18 protein-coding genes and 1 pseudogene are annotated in these 17,301 nt (G+C 63.9%); 10 read left to right on the top strand and 9 right to left on the bottom strand.

Annotation, left to right across the window (positions count from 1 at the left end):
- The first annotated feature begins 136 nt into the window (after nt 1-136).
- A complete protein-coding gene (locus DDF70_RS20080; protein ID WP_114946616.1) occupies nt 137-949 on the top strand; it encodes a TrmH family RNA methyltransferase in 813 nt (270 codons plus the stop codon).
- 72 nt (nt 950-1,021) lie between these two features.
- Nucleotides 1,022-2,008, top strand: coding sequence for an MBL fold metallo-hydrolase (locus DDF70_RS20075; RefSeq protein ID WP_114946615.1), 987 nt, complete (start codon nt 1,022-1,024; stop codon nt 2,006-2,008).
- On the opposite strand, the gene cutA is transcribed toward DDF70_RS20075, so the two are convergent.
- On the bottom strand, nt 2,005-2,334 hold the full coding sequence (gene cutA / locus DDF70_RS20070) for a divalent-cation tolerance protein CutA (protein WP_114946614.1): 330 nt from the start codon (nt 2,332-2,334) through the stop codon (nt 2,005-2,007). The two genes, DDF70_RS20075 and cutA, sit on opposite strands and share 4 nt — an antisense overlap.
- Before the next feature lie 48 nt (nt 2,335-2,382).
- On the opposite strand from cutA, the gene DDF70_RS20065 reads away from it, so the two are divergent.
- The 3 genes from DDF70_RS20065 to DDF70_RS20055 are packed head-to-tail and all read left to right on the top strand — an operon-like array spanning nt 2,383 to nt 4,563.
- Nucleotides 2,383-3,156 carry an NAD kinase gene (locus DDF70_RS20065; protein ID WP_114946613.1) on the top strand — a complete coding sequence of 258 codons (774 nt, stop codon included), beginning with the start codon at nt 2,383-2,385 and terminating at the stop codon, nt 3,154-3,156.
- A gap of 52 nt (nt 3,157-3,208) precedes the next feature.
- Entirely contained in the window at nt 3,209-3,688 is a 480-nt protein-coding gene (locus tag DDF70_RS20060; protein WP_114946612.1) for a MaoC family dehydratase, read from the top strand.
- Nucleotides 3,688-4,563, top strand: coding sequence for an HpcH/HpaI aldolase/citrate lyase family protein (locus DDF70_RS20055; RefSeq protein ID WP_114946611.1), 876 nt, complete (start codon nt 3,688-3,690; stop codon nt 4,561-4,563). Before DDF70_RS20060 ends, DDF70_RS20055 begins: the two co-directional genes overlap by 1 nt.
- 167 nt (nt 4,564-4,730) lie before the next feature.
- Here DDF70_RS20055 and DDF70_RS20050 read toward each other — a convergent pair whose 3' ends face one another.
- The 4 genes from DDF70_RS20050 to DDF70_RS20035 are packed head-to-tail and all read right to left on the bottom strand — an operon-like array spanning nt 4,731 to nt 8,663.
- Nucleotides 4,731-5,405 (bottom strand): ABC-type transport auxiliary lipoprotein family protein, encoded by a 675-nt coding sequence (locus tag DDF70_RS20050; protein ID WP_342633935.1) that lies wholly within the window; start codon nt 5,403-5,405, stop codon nt 4,731-4,733.
- Nucleotides 5,406-5,429: 24 nt separating this feature from the next.
- The gene (locus tag DDF70_RS20045) at nt 5,430-6,767 is read right to left on the bottom strand and encodes an MlaD family protein (protein WP_114946609.1); all 1,338 of its coding nucleotides are present in this window, start codon (nt 6,765-6,767) and stop codon (nt 5,430-5,432) included.
- Between the two features lie 8 nt (nt 6,768-6,775).
- On the bottom strand, nt 6,776-7,576 hold the full coding sequence (locus tag DDF70_RS20040; protein WP_170316099.1) for an ABC transporter ATP-binding protein: 801 nt from the start codon (nt 7,574-7,576) through the stop codon (nt 6,776-6,778).
- Between the two features lie 4 nt (nt 7,577-7,580).
- Nucleotides 7,581-8,663 carry an ABC transporter permease gene (locus DDF70_RS20035; RefSeq protein ID WP_114946641.1) on the bottom strand — a complete coding sequence of 361 codons (1,083 nt, stop codon included), beginning with the start codon at nt 8,661-8,663 and terminating at the stop codon, nt 7,581-7,583.
- A 147-nt stretch (nt 8,664-8,810) separates the two neighbouring features.
- Here DDF70_RS20035 and dgcA point away from each other — a divergent pair, with 147 nt between their 5' ends.
- Nucleotides 8,811-9,794, top strand: a complete 984-nt coding sequence (gene dgcA / locus DDF70_RS36705; RefSeq protein WP_162820528.1) for an N-acetyl-D-Glu racemase DgcA — start codon at nt 8,811-8,813, stop codon at nt 9,792-9,794.
- A gap of 87 nt (nt 9,795-9,881) precedes the next feature.
- Here the strand turns inward: dgcA and DDF70_RS38150 are convergent.
- A pseudogene (locus DDF70_RS38150) lies at nt 9,882-10,937 on the bottom strand (MFS transporter); the annotation flags it as partial.
- Between the two features lie 158 nt (nt 10,938-11,095).
- Here DDF70_RS38150 and DDF70_RS20025 point away from each other — a divergent pair.
- Nucleotides 11,096-11,596, top strand: coding sequence for a hypothetical protein (locus DDF70_RS20025; protein WP_162820520.1), 501 nt, complete (start codon nt 11,096-11,098; stop codon nt 11,594-11,596).
- A 6-nt stretch (nt 11,597-11,602) separates the two neighbouring features.
- On the opposite strand, the gene DDF70_RS20020 is transcribed toward DDF70_RS20025, so the two are convergent.
- The gene (locus tag DDF70_RS20020) at nt 11,603-12,610 is read right to left on the bottom strand and encodes a glycosyltransferase family 4 protein (protein ID WP_114946606.1); all 1,008 of its coding nucleotides are present in this window, start codon (nt 12,608-12,610) and stop codon (nt 11,603-11,605) included.
- Nucleotides 12,610-13,422 (bottom strand): UDP-2,3-diacylglucosamine diphosphatase, encoded by an 813-nt coding sequence (locus DDF70_RS20015; RefSeq protein ID WP_114946605.1) that lies wholly within the window; start codon nt 13,420-13,422, stop codon nt 12,610-12,612. The genes DDF70_RS20020 and DDF70_RS20015 overlap by 1 nt, the downstream gene beginning before the upstream one ends.
- Nucleotides 13,423-13,604: 182 nt before the next feature.
- On the opposite strand from DDF70_RS20015, the gene DDF70_RS20010 reads away from it, so the two are divergent.
- The 3 genes from DDF70_RS20010 to DDF70_RS20000 all read left to right on the top strand — a co-directional run bounded on the left by DDF70_RS20010 (nt 13,605) and on the right by DDF70_RS20000 (nt 15,628).
- Nucleotides 13,605-13,862, top strand: coding sequence for a CBU_0592 family membrane protein (locus DDF70_RS20010; RefSeq protein ID WP_114946604.1), 258 nt, complete (start codon nt 13,605-13,607; stop codon nt 13,860-13,862).
- A gap of 110 nt (nt 13,863-13,972) precedes the next feature.
- The gene (locus DDF70_RS20005) at nt 13,973-14,905 is read left to right on the top strand and encodes a DMT family transporter (RefSeq protein WP_114946603.1); all 933 of its coding nucleotides are present in this window, start codon (nt 13,973-13,975) and stop codon (nt 14,903-14,905) included.
- 105 nt (nt 14,906-15,010) lie between these two features.
- A complete protein-coding gene (locus DDF70_RS20000) occupies nt 15,011-15,628 on the top strand; it encodes a helix-turn-helix domain-containing protein (RefSeq protein WP_114946602.1) in 618 nt (205 codons plus the stop codon).
- Between the two features lie 650 nt (nt 15,629-16,278).
- Here the strand turns inward: DDF70_RS20000 and DDF70_RS19995 are convergent.
- Nucleotides 16,279-17,226 (bottom strand): c-type cytochrome, encoded by a 948-nt coding sequence (locus DDF70_RS19995; protein ID WP_114946601.1) that lies wholly within the window; start codon nt 17,224-17,226, stop codon nt 16,279-16,281.
- Nucleotides 17,227-17,301: the final 75 nt, after the last annotated feature.

Genomic DNA, 17,301 nt, shown 5'->3' with positions numbered 1-17,301 from the left:
CGGCAGTCCAAGCTCTCTCACGGGGGCTAACAGGAATGCCAAGTCGTTGTTCCCCGTGCGGTTGCGCATAGGCAAAGCCGCCCACGGGGATTAGACAGGCAGGGAAAACGTGAGCCTTCCCAAGTCAAAGAGATCCATGCCGATTCCTGTTTCAGACCCCGACGACCCACGGATCGAGGCCTATCGTGCCGTGCGGGAGCGCGATCTCGCCGGACGGGAGCACCGCTTCGTGGCGGAAGGAGAAGTGGTCCTAAGGGTTCTTCTGAAGCAGTCCCGCTTCAAGATCGAATCGCTCCTGCTGGCAGAAGGCCGGTTCGAAGCTCTGGGCGATGCCCTGGACCTGCTTTCTCCGGAAACTCCGGTCTACACGGCGAACCGGGTCGTGATGGATACCATCGTGGGTTTTCCGATTCACAGGGGCATCCTGGCTATCGCTCACAGGACTGCCCTGCCGCCAGTCGAGGAAATGCTCTCACGCATGCCCGAGAACGCTCTGGTGGTCGGGCTGATCGGCCTGGCGAACCATGACAATGTGGGCGGTATTTTCCGCAATGCCGCGGCCTTCGGCGCTGGAGCGGTACTGCTGGACCGGGAGACCTGCGATCCGCTTTACCGCAAGGCCATCCGCGTGTCCGTCGGTGGAGCGCTGGTGGTACCCTACACGAGGGCATTGTCCGCCGAGGCCATGGTGCAGGCCCTGCAGGCAGCCTCCTTCGACGTGATGGCTCTTTCCCCATCCGGCAAGGAGATCCTCTCGCACGTCCAGCCCTCGCGACGGACGGCCCTGCTCCTCGGGGCGGAAGGGCCTGGATTGCCGCCCGCGCTTCTTGCCCGGACCCGCACCGTCTCCATCCCCATGAGCGGTGGGTTCGATTCACTGAATGTCGCGACCACGAGCGGGATTGCCCTGCATCACCTGGCCAGCGCCGCGTCGCGCTCTGCTCTCTGACTTGTGAGAGGCGCCTCCCTTGTCTCCAACCGTAGCCGTTCTAGGCTTCCGCTCCCATGCCTGGAGACGTCCATGACACTGACACGCCGTACCGTCCTCGCCAGCACCGCCCTTGCCGCTGCTCCCCTCGCAGGTCCCACCCTAGCCCAGTCCACCTCACCGGCGCCCAACCCCGCACAGGGGTCCGGCACCCGCCAGGCGCCCGGTTTCTATCGCTACAAGGTCGGCGACATCGAGGTGACAGCCATCAATGACGGCTCTGCGCCGCGCCCTCTCGAAGGGTTCATCCGCAATGCTGAACTCCCGGCCGTTCAGCAGGCGGCCCGTGAGGCGTTTCTGCCCCAGGACACCATCCAGAACACCTTCAACGGCCTCGTTCTCAACAATGGCGGTCGGTTGACCGTCATCGATACCGGCAACGGCGACTCGGGCGCCCCGACGACAGGCCGCTGGATGGCGAACTTCCGCGCGGCCGGATTCGACCCTGCGCAGGTGAACACGGTCGTCATCAGCCATTTCCATGGCGATCATATCAACGGCTTGCGCCTGAAGGACGGCACGGCGGTCTTCCCGAATGCCGAGATCATGGTGCCGGCTGCCGAATGGGCCTTCTGGATGGACGATGCCCGCATGAACCAGGCTCCGGAAGGGGCAAGAGGCGGGTTCCAGGGCGCACGCCGCGTCTTCGGCCCCATCGCCAAAGACGTGAAGCAGTACGAAATGGACAAGGAGGTCGTGCCCGGTCTGACGAGCATCGCCGCTCCCGGTCACACTCCCGGTCATACGGCCTACATGCTGTCCTCGGGATCCGGCCGGCTGCTGATCCTGTCGGACACGGCGAACCACCCCGCGCTCTTCGTCCGCAATCCGGACTGGTCGGCCATTTTCGACATGGATGCGGACCAGGCGCGCGCCACCCGCCGCAGGATGCTCGATCTGGCGGCCACCGAGCGGGCCCAGGTCGCCTTCTATCACGCTCCCTTCCCGGCTACCGGCCATATCGCGAAGGATGGCAACGGCTTCCGGTTCGTGCCGGTGCAATGGAGTCCCGCCATTTAAGGCGCCTCTCCGGCCGTTCCCCCGACGAGCCACTCCAGGGTCGCCGCATCGGCCCCGGTCGGCTCGATGAAGAGAATGACCGGCGTCTCATAGGGGTGTCTCTCCTTGAGCGCCCGATGTACCTGATCCTTAAGACCCTTGACGGTCTTCAGGATGGCAACCGCCTCCTGTCCCCGCTCAATGCCGCCCTTCCAGGCATAGACGGATTGCATCCCCGGAAGAACGTTGATGCATGCGATTAGCCTGTCGCGGACGAGGGCTTCGCCGGCTGCGAGGGCGATGTCCACATCGGGAAAGGTCGTATAGACGAGAAGTGGGCGATCCATGCTATGCCTGTCCTCCGATCCGATGGGACGCCACGAGGGTAACTGGGCATGGCCCGCCGTTTCAACAATATCGCATTTGTCGCCAGCGACGCGCCCGACGCCCAAAGTGCGCTGAAGACCCTGCAGGGCCTCTATGCCAACGTCACGCCCGAAGAGGCCGATGTCATCGTGGCCCTCGGCGGCGACGGGTTGATGCTGCAAAGCCTTCACAGGTTCATGGGCACGTCCAAGCCCATCTATGGCATGAACAAGGGCACGGTCGGCTTCCTGATGAACGATTACCGGGAAGAAGACCTGTTCGAGCGATTGGAAGAAGCCGAGCGCAGCGTCGTGCACCCTCTCCTGATGGTGGCCTGGGACGTGCATGGGGTGGCCCATACGGCGCGGGCCATCAACGAAGTTGCCATGTTCCGGCAGACCTACCAGGCGGGCAAGCTTCGCATCAGCGTCGATTCCCACGTCCGGATCGCCGAACTCATCGCCGATGGAATCCTGGTTGCGACACCGGCCGGATCGACCGCCTACAATCTCTCCGTCGGCGGGACGATCCTGCCGCTCAATGCGCCGCTGCTGGCCTTGACGCCGATTTCCGCCTTCCGCCCCCGACGCTGGCGCGGAGCGCTCCTGCCCGACTACGCCAAGATTCAGATCGAGGTTCTGGAATCCGGAAACCGTCCTGTCAGCGCAGTGGCCGACCACACGGAATTTCGCAACGTCTCCCATGTGCATGTTTCGATGGATCGCAGCGTCGATCTGGTGATGCTTCACGATCCCGGCCACAGCCTGGATGAACGCATCCTGCGGGAACAATTCGGCTATTGATGCAGCAAAGGCATGGGCTCCAACATGCCGTTCAAAACGTTGAGGTCATGTCATGAGCGATGAGAGCAGACACCCGAGAGGCGGCCTTTACTTCGAAGATTTCGTCGTCGGCACGACCATCAGGCACCGCCTTACGCGAACGGTGACGCAGATGGACAACATGCTGTTCTCAAACATGACGCTGAACCCACAGCCGCTCCACATCGATGCGCATTTCTGTGCCACCGAGACGGAATGGGGCAAGCCGCTCATGAACTCGCTGTTCACCCTCGGCCTCCTCATCGGCATCTCGGTCAACGACACCACGGTTGGCACGACCATCGCCAATCTCGGCATGACGGACGTGAAGTTTCCCGCCCCTCTGTTCGAAGGCGACACAATCAACGCGACGACGGAGATAGTCGCCAAGCGCGAGTCGAAATCGCGCTCCGACGCGGGCATCGTCGATTTCATCCACCGGGCCTACAAGCAGGACGGCACACTCGTGGCCGAATGCCGCCGGCAGGCCTTCATGCGCAAGAGGAGCGCGTGATGCGTTCACTGCTTTTCGTGCCGGGCGACAGCCAGAAGAAGCTCGATAAAGGAATGAGTTCAGGAGCTGATGTGCTCCTGATCGACCTGGAGGATTCGGTTGCTCTTGATGCCAAGGAGGAAGCGCGGCGCATCACCGCGGCCTTTCTTGCCGAGAGGAGCAAGGAGGCCCGACGTCCCCGCCTCTTTGTACGCGTCAACGGGCTTACGACGGGCCTCATCGATGCGGATCTCGACGGTGTCATGCGGTCAGCCCCCGACGGGATCGTTCTGCCCAAGACGGTCGGCGGAGCGGACGTTGCGCATCTCGGCGCCAAGTTGGCGGTGCGGGAGGCGGAGTTCGGCTTGGAGGATGGCGCCACCCGCATCCTCGCCATCGCTACGGAGAACGCCGCCGGGGTGTTCGCCCTCGGCACCTTCGCAGGAGCGAGCCATCGTCTCATGGGCCTGACCTGGGGCGGCGAGGACCTGTCGGCCGATCTTGGCGCGGAGGTCAATCGCGGAGAGGACGGCGCCTACACCGATCCGTACCGCCTCGCCCGCTCCCTCACTCTGTTCGGTGCCGCAGCGGCGGGAATCGACGCGATCGATTCGGTCTTCACCAATTTCCGCGACATGACCGGGCTCGAAGCCGAATGCCGAACCGCCCGACGGGATGGGTTCGTCGCCAAGATGGCGATCCATCCCGCCCAGGTGCCGGTGATCAACGAGGCCTTCACGCCCTCTCCTGAAGCTGTCGCGCGGGCCGAGGCGGTCATCGAGGCCTTCAAGGCGCATCCGGGAGCGGGAGTCGTCGGCGTGAATGGCGAGATGCTCGACCGACCGCACCTCCTGCGTGCCGAGCGGCTGCTGAAGCGGGCTGGCCGGTTTGCGTAGGTCTTGCAGGGCTCACCGAGGGTTGATGACGGCAGCTGCAAGGCCGATCATGGTGACGAAAGAAGAGTCGGACGACGCGGCACCATTTTCGCCATCGGATGTGCGCCCATACATTGTGGTCCACCAACGACTCGAATTCATGATTCCAAGCAATTGGCGAGGCGTCGTCAAGTCGGTGCCTGCTCCCTGGAAGGCATCTGCGACTGGCTGCTGACGTCGCCAGGCTCCTCCCGCCGGGGCAGATGGCTTCTGCTCACCCAGCGCACGATGTCGAGCATGACGACCGATAGTGCCTCGTCGAGCGCGCGCGCGGCGTTCGGGGCGTCCACGGCGCTGGCCGGGACACTGGCGCGGAAGATGCGTCCATTGACGATGCGGCCGTTCTGATCGGCGACGATCTTCACGGAGATCTCGGCCACGGCCTCATTCTCGGGTGTCGCGATCTCGAACCGGCGCAACTCGGAGATGAGTTGGACATCGGCCACGGCGCCGCTGCTCGGGCGGGACACGCCGCGGAGCTGAGAGGCGTTCTCGAAGGTATTGATCAGGCGTGTCTGAATCAGACGCGGCAGGTTGTCGGCCCACTGCCCTCCCCCGATGAATGACACGGAGCCACTCGCATCCTTCACCAGGATCTGCTGCGTCGAGAGCGCCTGCAGAGCCGCCGGTTCATTGACCAGAAGCTGAACGCCGGCCGCTCCCCGGATCCGGGACGTCGGAGCCGAGAGATCGAAAGTCGCCGGCGCGGAACCTGACGAGCAGGCGCCGGTCAAGGCAGCCAGAACCAGCGCCGGGGCAAGGCCCCGAAGCAGGCCGGCTCGTTCAGTCTGGGGGAGTGACACTGAGGATCCACGCATGAAGGTTACTTAACGGCGTCCATTGTATTGGGGGAGATTGGGACTGCCACCGAAAATAAACTGCTGTGGATTACGTTCGATGCTACGAACCGCCCGGCTGATGTCGCCCAGCGTCTTTCGCCCTTCCACGGCGAGAGCCTCGTATTCCCTCAATCCCGACTCCGTGAACCGGTTGACGCCACCGAGGATGCCCTGAATGCCCTCGGTTCGGGTGTTGAGGTCGTTGGCGAGTTCGCGCACCGCCACGGCCGCCGAGCGGATCTCGTCGAAGGCCCCCTTGCCGGCTTCGCCGGAAGCCGAACCGAGGAACTTTTCGGCACCGGCCAGGACGCTGTCGATCTTGTCGGCTGACTTGTTGAGCTTCTCGGTGATCGAGCGCGCTTCCTGGATGGCCTTGTCGATGTCCGGGCTGCGACGGCTGAGCGTCTGGGTGAAGGTGTCCACATTGTCGACCGTACGGCCGATTTTCGCCGGATCGACAGCCTTGGTGATCGCCGCGATCTCGGCGACCGCCGAATCGAGCTTCGGCGCGGTTTCGTTCAACCGGTCGACCAGGCTCGCCGCGTCCTTGAGGGCTTCGCTCACCACCTGACGGTTTTCGCCCAGTGCGGCGGTGAAGTTGTCGACATTTTCGACGATGCGGGCAACCCGCTGGCGGTCGACGGAGCGCACCACTTCATCCACATTCGTCGCCAACGTCTCCAGCTTCTCGGCCAAAGGACCCACCTTCTCGGCCGCTTGGCCGATCTGGGCCAGGAAGCGGTCGATGCCCTCGGCATTCTCGCCCAGGGCCTGCGAGAAGCGTTCCACGTTCTGAACCGTGCGGTTGATGGAACCCTCGTTGTCGGCAATGACCCGGCCGACCCGCTCGAGCACGTCGTCGGCCCGGCGGGCGATGTTGCGCGCGGTTTCGATGAGATCCTGGAAGTCGGAACGGTCGGCGAAGATCGTCGGCATGGGCTGGCCCGGGCCGGCCACGAGCGGCGGGGCGCCCGCTTCACCGCCCGACAGGCCCACATTCGCCACGCCGGTCAGCCCCTGATACTCCAGGCGGGCGCGGGTGTCGGAACGAATCGGCGTATTGCTGTTGACCGTGGCGATGGCCACCACGCGGCGAGGATCTTCCGGCAGGAGGTCGAGGCTCGTCACCTCGCCCACCCGCAGGCCGTTGAATGATACGCTCGATCCCTGGGACAGTCCCGAGACCGAGCCGGAGAAGACGATGCGGATGTTCTGGCGCACCTGTCCCCGCTCTCCGCCGGAGAACCAGTAGACGAAGCCGAAGGCGGCTGCGATCACCGCCAGGGTGAAGAGGCCGATCAAGGCGTAGTTTGCGCGCGTTTCCATCGTTACCCTTACGCGCCGCCGGCCATGACCGCGCGTGCCCGTTTTCCATGAAAATAAGAGCGGAGCCACGGGTGATTCGATTCGAGCATCACCTCGATGGGACCCTCCGCGAGAATTTTTCCCTCTCCCAGAGCCGCTATGCGGTCGCAGACCGAATAGAGGCTGTCCAGGTCATGGGTTACCATGAATACGGTCAGGCCTAAAGTCCGCTGTAACGTCGCAATAAGGTCGTCGAACTCGCCGGCACCGATGGGATCGAGGCCCGAAGTCGGCTCATCGAGGAAAACGATCTCAGGGTCGAGGGCCAGAGCCCTTGCCAGGGCCGCGCGCTTGATCATGCCCCCGGACAGCTCCGAGGGCAGCTTGTCCGCCGCATCGGGATTGAGGCCCACCATTTCGATCTTGAGCATGGCCAGTTCGTCGAGCAGCCGGTCCGACAGGTGGAGATATTCCCGCATCGGGACCTGAATGTTCTGCTTCACGGTCAGGGCCGAGAACAACGCCCCCTGCTGGAACAGCACGCCCCAATGCCGCTCGAGCTGGCGGCGCCCCTCGGGGGACAGATCGTCGAGGTTCTGGCCCAGCACCTCGATGGTGCCGGCCCGCTTGTGCACAAGCCCCAGGATTGCCCGGGTCAGGACGGACTTGCCCTGGCCCGAACCGCCGACGAATCCTAGGATCTCCCCGCGATACACGTCGAGATCGAGGCCCTTCAGGATCGTCCTGTCTCCAAAGCCGACTTCGACCCCGCGGACGCGGATGATCACGTCGCGGTTTTCAAGGGATTCGGGGTGGCGCCGTTCGAGCATCATCTCAGTAATTTATCGCTGCGAAGAACATGGCAAAGAGACCATCGAGCACGATGACCATGAAGATGGCCTTCACCACCGAGGACGTGACGTGGCGTCCCAGGGATTCGGCGGACCCCTCAACGGCCAAGCCTTCCAGGGTGGCGATGATGCCGATGACGAGCGCCATGAACGGGGCCTTGATCATGCCGACCAGGAAGGTGTTCATCCCCACGGCGGCCCGGAGGCGGTTGAGAAAGATGTCCGGGCTGATATCGCCATAGACCCAGGTCGTGAGGCCGCCACCGACGAGCGCCGCGATGGACGCGATGAATGTCAGGAGCGGCAGGCCGATCACCAGCGCCATGATGCGCGGGACGATGAGAACTTCGATGGGATCGAGGCCCATGACTCTCAGGGCGTCGATCTCCTCCCGCATCTTCATGGAGCCGATCTCGGCCGTGAAGGCCGAACCCGAGCGGCCCGCCACCATGATGGAGGTCAACAGCACTCCCAACTCGCGCAGGACCAGAATGCCGATCAGGTCGATGACGAAGGGCGTCGCGCCGAACTTCACGAGCTGGAAGATGCCCTGCTGCGACACGATGCAACCGACGAGGAACGAGATCAGGACGATGATCGGCACGCCGCGATAGGCGATCTGCTCCAGCTGGTTGATCACCGCCGTGCCCCGGAAACGGCGGGGATGAAGGATCACGCGGATCATCGCCGAGACGAGTTCGCCCAGGAAGCCGACGCCGCCGACCATGTCCCTGCCGGCCCCGGCCACGCTTTGGCCCACATCGACGAGGAAATCGACGAACCGCGAGTGCCGCGGCTTCGGCTCCCCCTGAAAGTCACGGTAGGCGGTCTCGTCCAGGAGAATCTTCTGCTCGGGCGAGGCATTGACGAAATCCACCTCTCCCTTGGCGGAGAGTTCATGCCGGGTCCGATTGAGCGTCCAGGCGCCAAGGGTGTCGAGACGCTCGACGCCGCTCAGATCGAGAACGAGGGGAAAGCTCTCGGCCTCGGCCTCGATTTCACCGGCCAGTGCTTCGACCTTCTGGGCGTGCGGCGCCGTCCAGGGACCGGCGAGCCGGACCGTCATGGGCCTCGCGGCACGGTCGATTATGACTTCCGGCTCTCGAGCCAGGGTGCTCTGCGCCACGATCATCCCTTCGGCGTTGATTCCGCTTGGTGATAGCGTGTCATTGCGCCACAAGTCGAGACGAAGTTAAGAAGAGAAGCCAAGAGAATGAGCAAGCTCACCGTTTCCATCGACCGCTTCCCCATTGCCGGTAAATTCACGATCGCCCGCGGCTCCCGCACCGAGGCTGTCGTCGTGACGGCGACGATTTCCGAGGACGGCGCAACCGGGCATGGAGAATGCGTGCCCTACCCTCGCTACGGCGAGACGGTCGAAGGCGTGGCGGCGGCCATCGAAGCCATCCGCCCCCAGATCGAGGCAGGGCTGACCCGGGAGGCGCTTCAAACGCTTATGCCGGCGGGCGCGGCCCGCAATGCAGTCGATTGCGCCCTTTGGGATCTCGATGCCAAACGTTCCGGCATCCGCGCCCACCTGACCGCCGGGCTGACCCGCTGGCCACCTGCAACCACAGCCTACACGATCAGCCTCGATACGCCCGACGGGATGGCGCAGGCTGCGGCCAAGGCGGCGGAGCGGCCGATCCTCAAAGTGAAGTTCGGTGCCCCCGATGGGGATATCGACCGGATCAGGGCGGTACGCCGGGCCGCGCCCCAGGCGACCCTGATCGCCGATGCCAACGAGGGCTGGAACGAGGAGAACGTGGAACGGCACCTCGCCGCCTGCGCGGACGAGGGCTTCGCACTCGTGGAACAGCCCCTGCCCGCCAAGGCCGATGGATATCTGAGTCGTATCCCCCACCCTGTCCCGATCCTGGCCGACGAGAGTGTGCACGACCGCGCAAGCCTCGACAGGCTGATCGGCCTCTACGAGGTCATTAACATCAAGCTCGACAAGACCGGCGGCCTGACGGAGGCGCTGGCCTTGGCCGATGCGGCGGAGGCCAAGGGCTTCTCGCTCATGATCGGCTGCATGGTCGGCACCTCGCTTGCCATGGCGCCTGCCCTTGTGCTCGCCCCCCGCGCCCGCTTCGTGGACCTCGACGGTCCGCTCCTCCTCGCCCGGGATCGGGAGCCCGGCCTTCGCTACGAGGGCAGCATCGTCTATCCACCGGAGCCCGCCCTCTGGGGCTGAGCTTTCTGCATGTGGACGACCACCAGCATCAGCACGAACCCGATGGCTCCCAAGGGAGCCATCGCGGCAAAGACGCCCGCGCCTGTAGATCATGCCGCTGACGACGGTCGATGCTGCGGTCGTCAGGGCGGCCAGGGAGCCGTAGATCCCTTGCGCACGCCCCCTCGCACTCATGGGAGCGAGCGCCGCCAGCGCCGCCATGGTGCCGATATGGGTTGCCGCGAAGGACAAGCTGTGCATGGTCTGCAGCACGAACATGACCTCCACCCCCGGCTGCAGGGACATGATGGTGAAGCGGATGGCCGCTGCGGCCGCTCCGATCAGGATCAGGCCGACACCCGAACTCCGGCCCACATGGCGTCCGAGATAGATGAAGACCAGGATCTCGGCGATGACCCCGGCCGCCCAGAAATAGCCGATGACCGCATCGGAAAACCCGATGGAACGCCAGTAGATGCTGGCGAAGGCGTTGAGTGCCCCATGGCTCCCTTGAACCACTGCTCCCGCGATCAGCACCAGCCACAGGATTCTGGACAGTTTGGCAGAGACCTCCGCGTGCCGAGCCTCATCCTGATTTGAGCGCTCAGGACTCTCGCGCGGAACAGCGACTAGGGTCGCCGTGAGCCCGAGAAGCGGAATCAGCGTCAGGGCGACGATGACGGCATTCGGCCCGAAGGCGCCGACCAGATATCCGCCCACGATGTTGGTGATGAAGAACGCCACGGATCCAGCCCCCCTGATCCGGCCGTAGTTCAGGCCCGGATGCTTCTGAACCGCATTGGTGGAGACGAGATCGTTGCCGGGGATGACGCAGGATTGCGCGACGGCGACGAGGGCCACCAGGGCGATGATGGCCCAGGTGGAATCGACAAGCAGGAACAGGGGGAAGCCGATCAGCTGGCCGAAATGGCTTGCCAGCAGCAGCCGCCTTGCGCCGAACGATCGGTCTGCAAGGCTCAGGAGCGGCGCGGTCGCCAGGATCCGCACGATGATGGGAATGGCGACCACGAACCCGATCACGGTCGGCGACAGGGCCTTGCTTTGCAGCCAGAGCGGGAAGTACGGCAGATACATCCCATGGCTGGTGAAGCTTGCGGCCTGCAACGCACCCAGGCGGAATTCGATAGCTTTGAGCGGATGCATCGGGACTATGGTCTTCTGGACTCGAAAATCGGAACTGCACGAGCAAGAACGCGGTGCAAGACTCATCCTGAAAGCCTTACAGGGGTTGAGCTTGCAGGCACTTTGCACACATCTGTTGGAGACAGGAATCAAACCCGGCAACGATGGATCGCGACACCATGCCCGATGAAGACACCCACGTCACGTTCGGCGAGCTGGATTTCGACACCATCGAGGCCGCCGTGATGGAGACGGCCCGCGGCCGCTGGTTCCTGAAGGAATACACGAGGCGCAACCGCAATGCGGATACTCAGGCCGTGCTCGAGGCTCTTGAGCAGCTGAAGGTCCTGCCGCCGGATGCCAGAGCGGTCGAGCCCTTCAGGGCTTGCCTTGAGAAGATGGCCGCGTCGATCCGGCAGACCAAGGAAGAGGTCCGCTCCTTCCCGGCTCTGGACGCCGGCGATCCCCTGAACTCCCTTTCGGAGGCGGAGTTCCAGGAGGCAGCGGAGCAGCGCATCCGGCGCATGGTATCGACGCTCCATGACCTGGAACGCGAGATCCAGGGCATGATCGATCACACCAGGGTCGAGATCGACCGGGCGGAGGTCTCTGTGGTGTCCGGCCCTTTCGAGGGTGAGAAGGCCCAGCATCTCCACCCGCGTTCCGCCTTCCTGATGTAGGGTCGGCTATCCCCCGGAATGAGCTTTCTCGATATTGGAGAAGAATTGCCGGGCGCTTTCCTGCCAGGTGAAGGTTTCGCCATAGGCCCGGCAGCGATCCCTGGGCACGTCGAGAGCAGCAAGGGCTGCCTCCCTCAAGTCGTCCTTGAGGACGCCGCAGCCCGAGGGACCGATCACGTCGAGCGGACCCGTGACCGGAAAAGCCGCGATCGGCAGGCCGGAGGCGAGCGCCTCGATCAGCACGATCCCGAAGGTGTCGGTGAGGCTCGGAAAGACGAAGACGTCCGAGGACGCATAGACCCGGGCCAGATCCTCGCCTGTGAGGGAGCCGAGGAAACGGGCTTCCGGATATCGGCGCTCGAGCTCGGCGCGTGACGGCCCGTCGCCGACGATCACCTTTGTGCCAGGCAGATCAAGGCTTAGGAAAGCGTCCAGGTTCTTCTCGACGGCGACCCGTCCGACATAGAGGAAGACGGGAGCGGCGGCATCGAGGATCCGCTCGCCTCTCGGCCGGAACAGGACCGTGTCGACACCCCGGGTCCAGCGCATGATGTTCCGGAAGCCGCGCGCCGTCAGCTCCCGCTCCAGGGAAGGCGTGCTCACCATCATGGCGCGGGCCGCCCGGTGGAACCGCCTGAGCGCCGCATAGGACCACGTGTCGGGTATCCCGGTCCGCGCCGCCACGTATTCCGGGAAGCGCGTGTGGTAGCTCGTGGTGAAGGCGCGCATCTGGCGTAAGCAGGCGAGCCGCGTCGCCAGGCCGATGGGCCCTTCCGTGGCGATGTGGACATGGGTCGGCCGGACCTCATCGAGGATTTCGGCGAGCGCTCCGGGGCCGACCAGGGACAGGCGGATTTCCGGATAGGTCGGCATGGGGAGGGAGCGGAAGCGCTCGGGTGTGAGGAACACGACCTCCGCGCCGAAGCGCGGTGCTTCGGCGGCCATGTATTCCAGCGAACGCACCACCCCGTTGATCTGGGGACGCCACGCATCGGTTGCGATCAGCAGGCGCATCAGGCGGCCTTCTCGCTGAGCTTCACCTCGGAGAGGCTTTGATCGCGGGATGCCTCGCGTTGGACGTCCGTCCACCGGATCAGCTCGAAGGTTCCGTCGTAGTGCTCGACCACCGCGGTGCAGGACTCGACCCAGTCGCCGGTGTTCACGTAGGCCACGCCGAACTGGTCGTGCATGATCGCATGGTGGATATGGCCGCAGATCACGCCGTCGGCTTCCTGGCGCTGGGCCTCCGCGGCGAGAAGCTCCTCGAAGCGACTGATGTAGTTCACCGCGTTCTTGACCTTCAGCTTGGCCCAGGACGAAAGCGACCAGTAGGTCAGGCCGAGCCGCCGTCGCACGATGTTGAGATGGGTATTGACGAACAGGGCCGCCGCATAGGCCCCGTCCCCGAGCAGGGCGAGCCAGCGGGCGTGCCGGACCACCAGGTCGAACTGATCGCCATGGATCACGAGGTAGCGCTTGCCGTCGGCGGTTTCGTGGATTGCGTAATCCGCCAGCTCGATGCCTCCGAGGTTCACCCCGATGTAATCGCGCAGGAACTCGTCATGGTTGCCGGGAAGGTAGACGAGGCGAGCTCCTTTTCGGACCTTGCGCATGAGCTTCTGCACGACATCGTTGTGGGTCTGGGGCCAGTACCAGCCGGATTTCAGCCGCCAGCCGTCGACAATGTCGCCGACGAGATAGATCGTGTCTGCGTCGTAGGCCTTGAGGAATTCGAGCAGGGCCCCTGCCTGGCACCCTTTCGTGCCCAGGTGGAGATCGGACAGGAACAGCGTCCGTACGCGCAGAGTATCGACATCCTGAGCCATGGGCTCCTCCGGCGGGCTGGCTATCGAGAGCCAACCGGATTCGCATCTCGTCCCCATGACGGTTTTCCTGCAGTTTTATGACGCCGAGCCGCAGCCTGTCGTCGACAGTCGGTCAAAAGGTCGCTTCCAAGGTCGACCGATCTGTCATAGAGGCTCTGCTTCAGATCGAACGGAGATCATCGATGAACGGACCTGACTTCGTCGGGCTGATCGGCGTTGTCGCCTATCTGTCGGCTTATGGGCTGCTGCAGCTGGGCACCCTGAAGGTTGAGGACAGCCGCTATGCGCTCCTCAATGCCCTGGGCGCCCTCCTCATCCTCTATTCACTCCTGTTCGACTTCAATCTGGCATCCTTCGTGACCCAGTCCGCCTGGCTGATCCTGACGGCGATCGGCTACATCCGTTCCCACCTCAAGCGCTCACGGGCCGCTCAATCCTAAACCCCTGCGTCCGACGCATGGGTTGAGGCGTCGATTAGGGGTTCACGAAGGGTCTCGTCCGTGGTTGGTTGCAACCTTCAAGCGACGCCATCCGTGAAAACCCTCCTCCCGTGAAACCTCTCCTGGGGATCTCCCTCAAAGTCATCTCCGCCGTCGTCTTCACGATGATGTCGGCGACCCTCAAGACCCTGGCCGCCCGCTATCCTGTCGGAGAGATCGTCTTCTTCCGCTCGGCTTTCGCGCTGCTGCCGCTGCTCCTCTGGCTGAGATGGCAGGGCGATCTCATCAATGCGGTGAGGACGAAGAACATCGTCGGGCATTTCAAGCGCGGCTTCATCGGCACGGGCGCAATGTATCTCGGATTTGCCGCCCTCTCCTACCTGCCCCTGCATGACGCCATCGCCATCGGCTACGCCTCGCCCCTGATCGCCGTGATCCTGGCGGCGCTTCTCCTCAAGGAGACGGTGCGGGCCTATCGGTGGACCGCCGTCGGAATCGGCTTCGTCGGCGTGCTGATCATGCTGTCGCCCTATCTGAATGTCGGCACCTTCGGCGGAGACCTGAACGCGGGGCCGACGCTTGGAGCGATGCTCGCCTTCACCGGAGCCTTCTGCTCGGCCGGCGCCATGATCCAGGTCCGTCGCCTGACCGAGACGGAGAAGACCGGCGCGATCGTCTTCTATTTCTTCATCATGGCATCGGGCCTTTCGCTCTGCACCATGGTCCTGGGCTGGCGCATGCCGGATGTCCCGGACCTTGCACTGTTCATTCTTATCGGCATCCTGGGCGGGGTCGGGCAGATTCTGGTCACCCAATCCTACCGCTACGCGGATACGTCCGTGATCGCACCGTTCGAATATACGACCATGATCTGGGCGCTCCTGTTCGGCTGGTTCCTGTTCGGCGACCTGCCGACGCTCACCGTGCTGACCGGGGCGGCCATCGTGGCCGCGACGGGCCTGTTCATCGTCTGGCGCGAGCATCGGCTCGGGCTCCTGCGGACGAAAGAGCTGCAGGCTACTCCTCAGAGGCCCGGCGTCTGAGCTGAAAAGAAGCGCCGCACCCGTTCGAGCGCTTGACCCGTCCCGGCGATTACCCCACAACCGTTTTGAGGAACGAACGTTCTCTTTTACGGAACAGAGGCAGTCATGGGCGTCGAGGGCAAAGAACGGAACCGGGACCTGGAAACAGGCGCACAGGTTCTGTCCGGCAACATGGGCAAGACCATCCAGCGGTTGCGCAAGGCCTACAACCTGTCCCTGTCGGAACTGGCCGAGCAGTCCGGCGTCGCGAAGTCGATCATCAGCCAGATCGAACGCAACGAGACCAACCCCACCCTCGCCACCATCTGGCGGCTGAGCCAGGCCCTGGACGTCTCGATCGAGCGGGTTCTCGCCTCGGGCGACGAAGAGCCCTTCATCGAGAAATCCTCCAAGGCCGACACCCCGATCCTCGTCTCCGAGGACGGCAAGATGCGCCTGGCGATCATCGGCTGGCTCAAGACCATCGAGTGGCTGCAATGGTACGACGTGCAGTCCGAGCCCGGCGGCGTTCTCGATTCCGACAGCCACCAGCGCGGCTCGGTGGAATGCCTGTCCGTCCTTGAGGGAGAGTTCGAGGTCGAAGTCGGCGGCGTGACCCAGCAGGCGAAGGCCGGCGAAAGCCTGCGTTACCGCTGCGACCGTCCCCATTCGGTACGCTGCATCGGCGATGCACCCGGCCGTGCCACCATGGTGTGCATCCTCAAGGCCGCCGTGATGGATTGAAGTCCGCGCTGCGACCGGCCCTGACACGGATATGCTGTCCAGTTAAGTCAAAGAGCCAGCACCTTGGGGCCCGCAGCTTGCGCTGCGAGCCTTGTCGGTGGTCGAGGGTGGCGCGAGTGGCAGCCCGGCTCGCTACTGTGTTGGATGGAAGAGCCGGACGGCCGCTTCGCGCACGGTTCTTTTAGGCGTTTAGACTTGGCAGCCCGCAGGCACCAAGGGCCTCCGGCCACAAGCTTGCGAGGCCTGCGACCGGACCGTTCCCCACCCCACACTGGCTGACGCCTCGCGAGCGCGCCCCTCGTCAGGTGAGGATGCGTAACGATATAGCCAAGGTTGCGCCACCTGTCAAGAACAAAGTAAGAACATAACGTTCGCTTGGCCGCCTGCTCCACGTCATCACCGGCCTCGTGCCGGTGATCCCGNCAAGGTTGCGCCACCTGTCAAGAACAAAGTAAGAACATAACGTTCGCTTGGCCGCCTGCTCCACGTCATCACCGGCCTCGTGCCGGTGATCCCGATGGGTTGAGGCGCCGCGCTTCACCGTATCGGGATGGCCGGGACAAGCCCGGCCATGACAGTGAAGGTATCGAAACCGTCACAGAGCAGTTCCCTAAAAGGATGCGGAATCCGTCGCGATTGCCCCAGGTTTTCTATTCGGGCTTCTTGAACCCCTGCTTCGGCGGCAGGGACAGGAGGTATTCCGCCATGGCCCGACGGTCTGCGTCGGACAGGTGAGCCGTGTTGCCCACGACGGCGCCCATCGGGCCGCCGACCGTGTCGAAATTCGGCGTCTCGCCCGTCTTTAACAACGTCGTCAGGTCGTCCGTCGTCCATCCTCCGATGCCGGTCGGATGCGGGGTGATGTTGGGAACGATGCCCCTGCCCTCCGGGTCGGGCCCGCCGGCAAAGCGCCGATCCTCGATGATGGCACCCGCGAGGTTGCGCTGGCTGTGGCATTCAGCGCAATGCCCCGGCCCGTTCACCAGAAAGGCTCCCCGGTTCCAGCTCGCGGGCTTCGACGGATCAGGCCGGAAGACCTGACCGTCCAGGAAGGCGAGCTTCCACAGGCCGACGCCGCGGCGGATGTTGTAGGGGAAAGGCAATTCATGATCGGGCGCGCGCCCTTCGACGGGCGCGAGCGTCATGATGAAGGAGAAGAGGTCACGCAGATCCTCTCGGCTCATCCGCTGATAGCTCGTATAGGGGAAGGCCGGGTAATAGTTGCGTCCGTCGGGAGACGTGCCCTCGCGCATGGCGCGAATGAAGTCCGTGACGCTCCATGAGCCGATGCCATCCTGCTTGTGCGGCGAGATATTCGGCACATGGAACGTACCGAAGGGCGACTTCAGAGCATAGCCGCCGCCGAGCCGCAGCTTGTCGTCCTGGTTGGGCACGGCATGGCAGGAGGTGCAGCCTCCGGCATAGAACAGCGTACGGCCGTTCTCAAGGTTCACGTCCCGATCGAACGCGGCAGGTGTGACGAAATTGGCTTGGCCGTTGCCCCTGATCAGATTGTAGGCCATCGGCGAAGTCAGCCCCCAGAAGCCCAGCGCTCCGACGAGTGCCAGAACCAAAAGACCCACGAGCGCTCTACGCATCGACGCATCTCCAAATGAAACGGGCGGCCCTAGCGCATCGTGCGGACGATGCGCCAGCCAAAAGGAAGAGCATCG

This window comes from Microvirga calopogonii (assembly GCF_003347665.1).
Lineage (GTDB): Bacteria > Pseudomonadota > Alphaproteobacteria > Rhizobiales > Beijerinckiaceae > Microvirga > Microvirga calopogonii.
This window is presented reverse-complemented; position numbering and strand designations above follow the sequence as displayed.

What these genes read in the sequence shown, in the direction of transcription:
- DDF70_RS20035 (WP_114946641.1), bottom strand. Translation starts at nt 8,663, where the DNA reads ATGACGGTCCGGCTCGCCGGTCCCTGGACGGCGCCGCACGCCCAGAAG.
- DDF70_RS20010 (WP_114946604.1), top strand. Translation starts at nt 13,605, where the DNA reads ATGAACGGACCTGACTTCGTCGGGCTGATCGGCGTTGTCGCCTATCTG.
- cutA (WP_114946614.1), bottom strand. Translation starts at nt 2,334, where the DNA reads ATGGATCGCCCACTTCTCGTCTATACGACCTTTCCCGATGTGGACATC.
- DDF70_RS20080 (WP_114946616.1), top strand. Translation starts at nt 137, where the DNA reads ATGCCGATTCCTGTTTCAGACCCCGACGACCCACGGATCGAGGCCTAT.
- DDF70_RS20045 (WP_114946609.1), bottom strand. Translation starts at nt 6,767, where the DNA reads ATGGAAACGCGCGCAAACTACGCCTTGATCGGCCTCTTCACCCTGGCG.
- DDF70_RS20020 (WP_114946606.1), bottom strand. Translation starts at nt 12,610, where the DNA reads ATGCGCCTGCTGATCGCAACCGATGCGTGGCGTCCCCAGATCAACGGG.
- DDF70_RS20055 (WP_114946611.1), top strand. Translation starts at nt 3,688, where the DNA reads ATGCGTTCACTGCTTTTCGTGCCGGGCGACAGCCAGAAGAAGCTCGAT.
- DDF70_RS20060 (WP_114946612.1), top strand. Translation starts at nt 3,209, where the DNA reads ATGAGCGATGAGAGCAGACACCCGAGAGGCGGCCTTTACTTCGAAGAT.
- DDF70_RS20065 (WP_114946613.1), top strand. Translation starts at nt 2,383, where the DNA reads ATGGCCCGCCGTTTCAACAATATCGCATTTGTCGCCAGCGACGCGCCC.
- DDF70_RS20040 (WP_170316099.1), bottom strand. Translation starts at nt 7,576, where the DNA reads ATGCTCGAACGGCGCCACCCCGAATCCCTTGAAAACCGCGACGTGATC.
- dgcA (WP_162820528.1), top strand. Translation starts at nt 8,811, where the DNA reads ATGAGCAAGCTCACCGTTTCCATCGACCGCTTCCCCATTGCCGGTAAA.
- DDF70_RS20025 (WP_162820520.1), top strand. Translation starts at nt 11,096, where the DNA reads ATGCCCGATGAAGACACCCACGTCACGTTCGGCGAGCTGGATTTCGAC.
- DDF70_RS19995 (WP_114946601.1), bottom strand. Translation starts at nt 17,226, where the DNA reads ATGCGTAGAGCGCTCGTGGGTCTTTTGGTTCTGGCACTCGTCGGAGCG.
- DDF70_RS20015 (WP_114946605.1), bottom strand. Translation starts at nt 13,422, where the DNA reads ATGGCTCAGGATGTCGATACTCTGCGCGTACGGACGCTGTTCCTGTCC.
- DDF70_RS20000 (WP_114946602.1), top strand. Translation starts at nt 15,011, where the DNA reads ATGGGCGTCGAGGGCAAAGAACGGAACCGGGACCTGGAAACAGGCGCA.
- DDF70_RS20075 (WP_114946615.1), top strand. Translation starts at nt 1,022, where the DNA reads ATGACACTGACACGCCGTACCGTCCTCGCCAGCACCGCCCTTGCCGCT.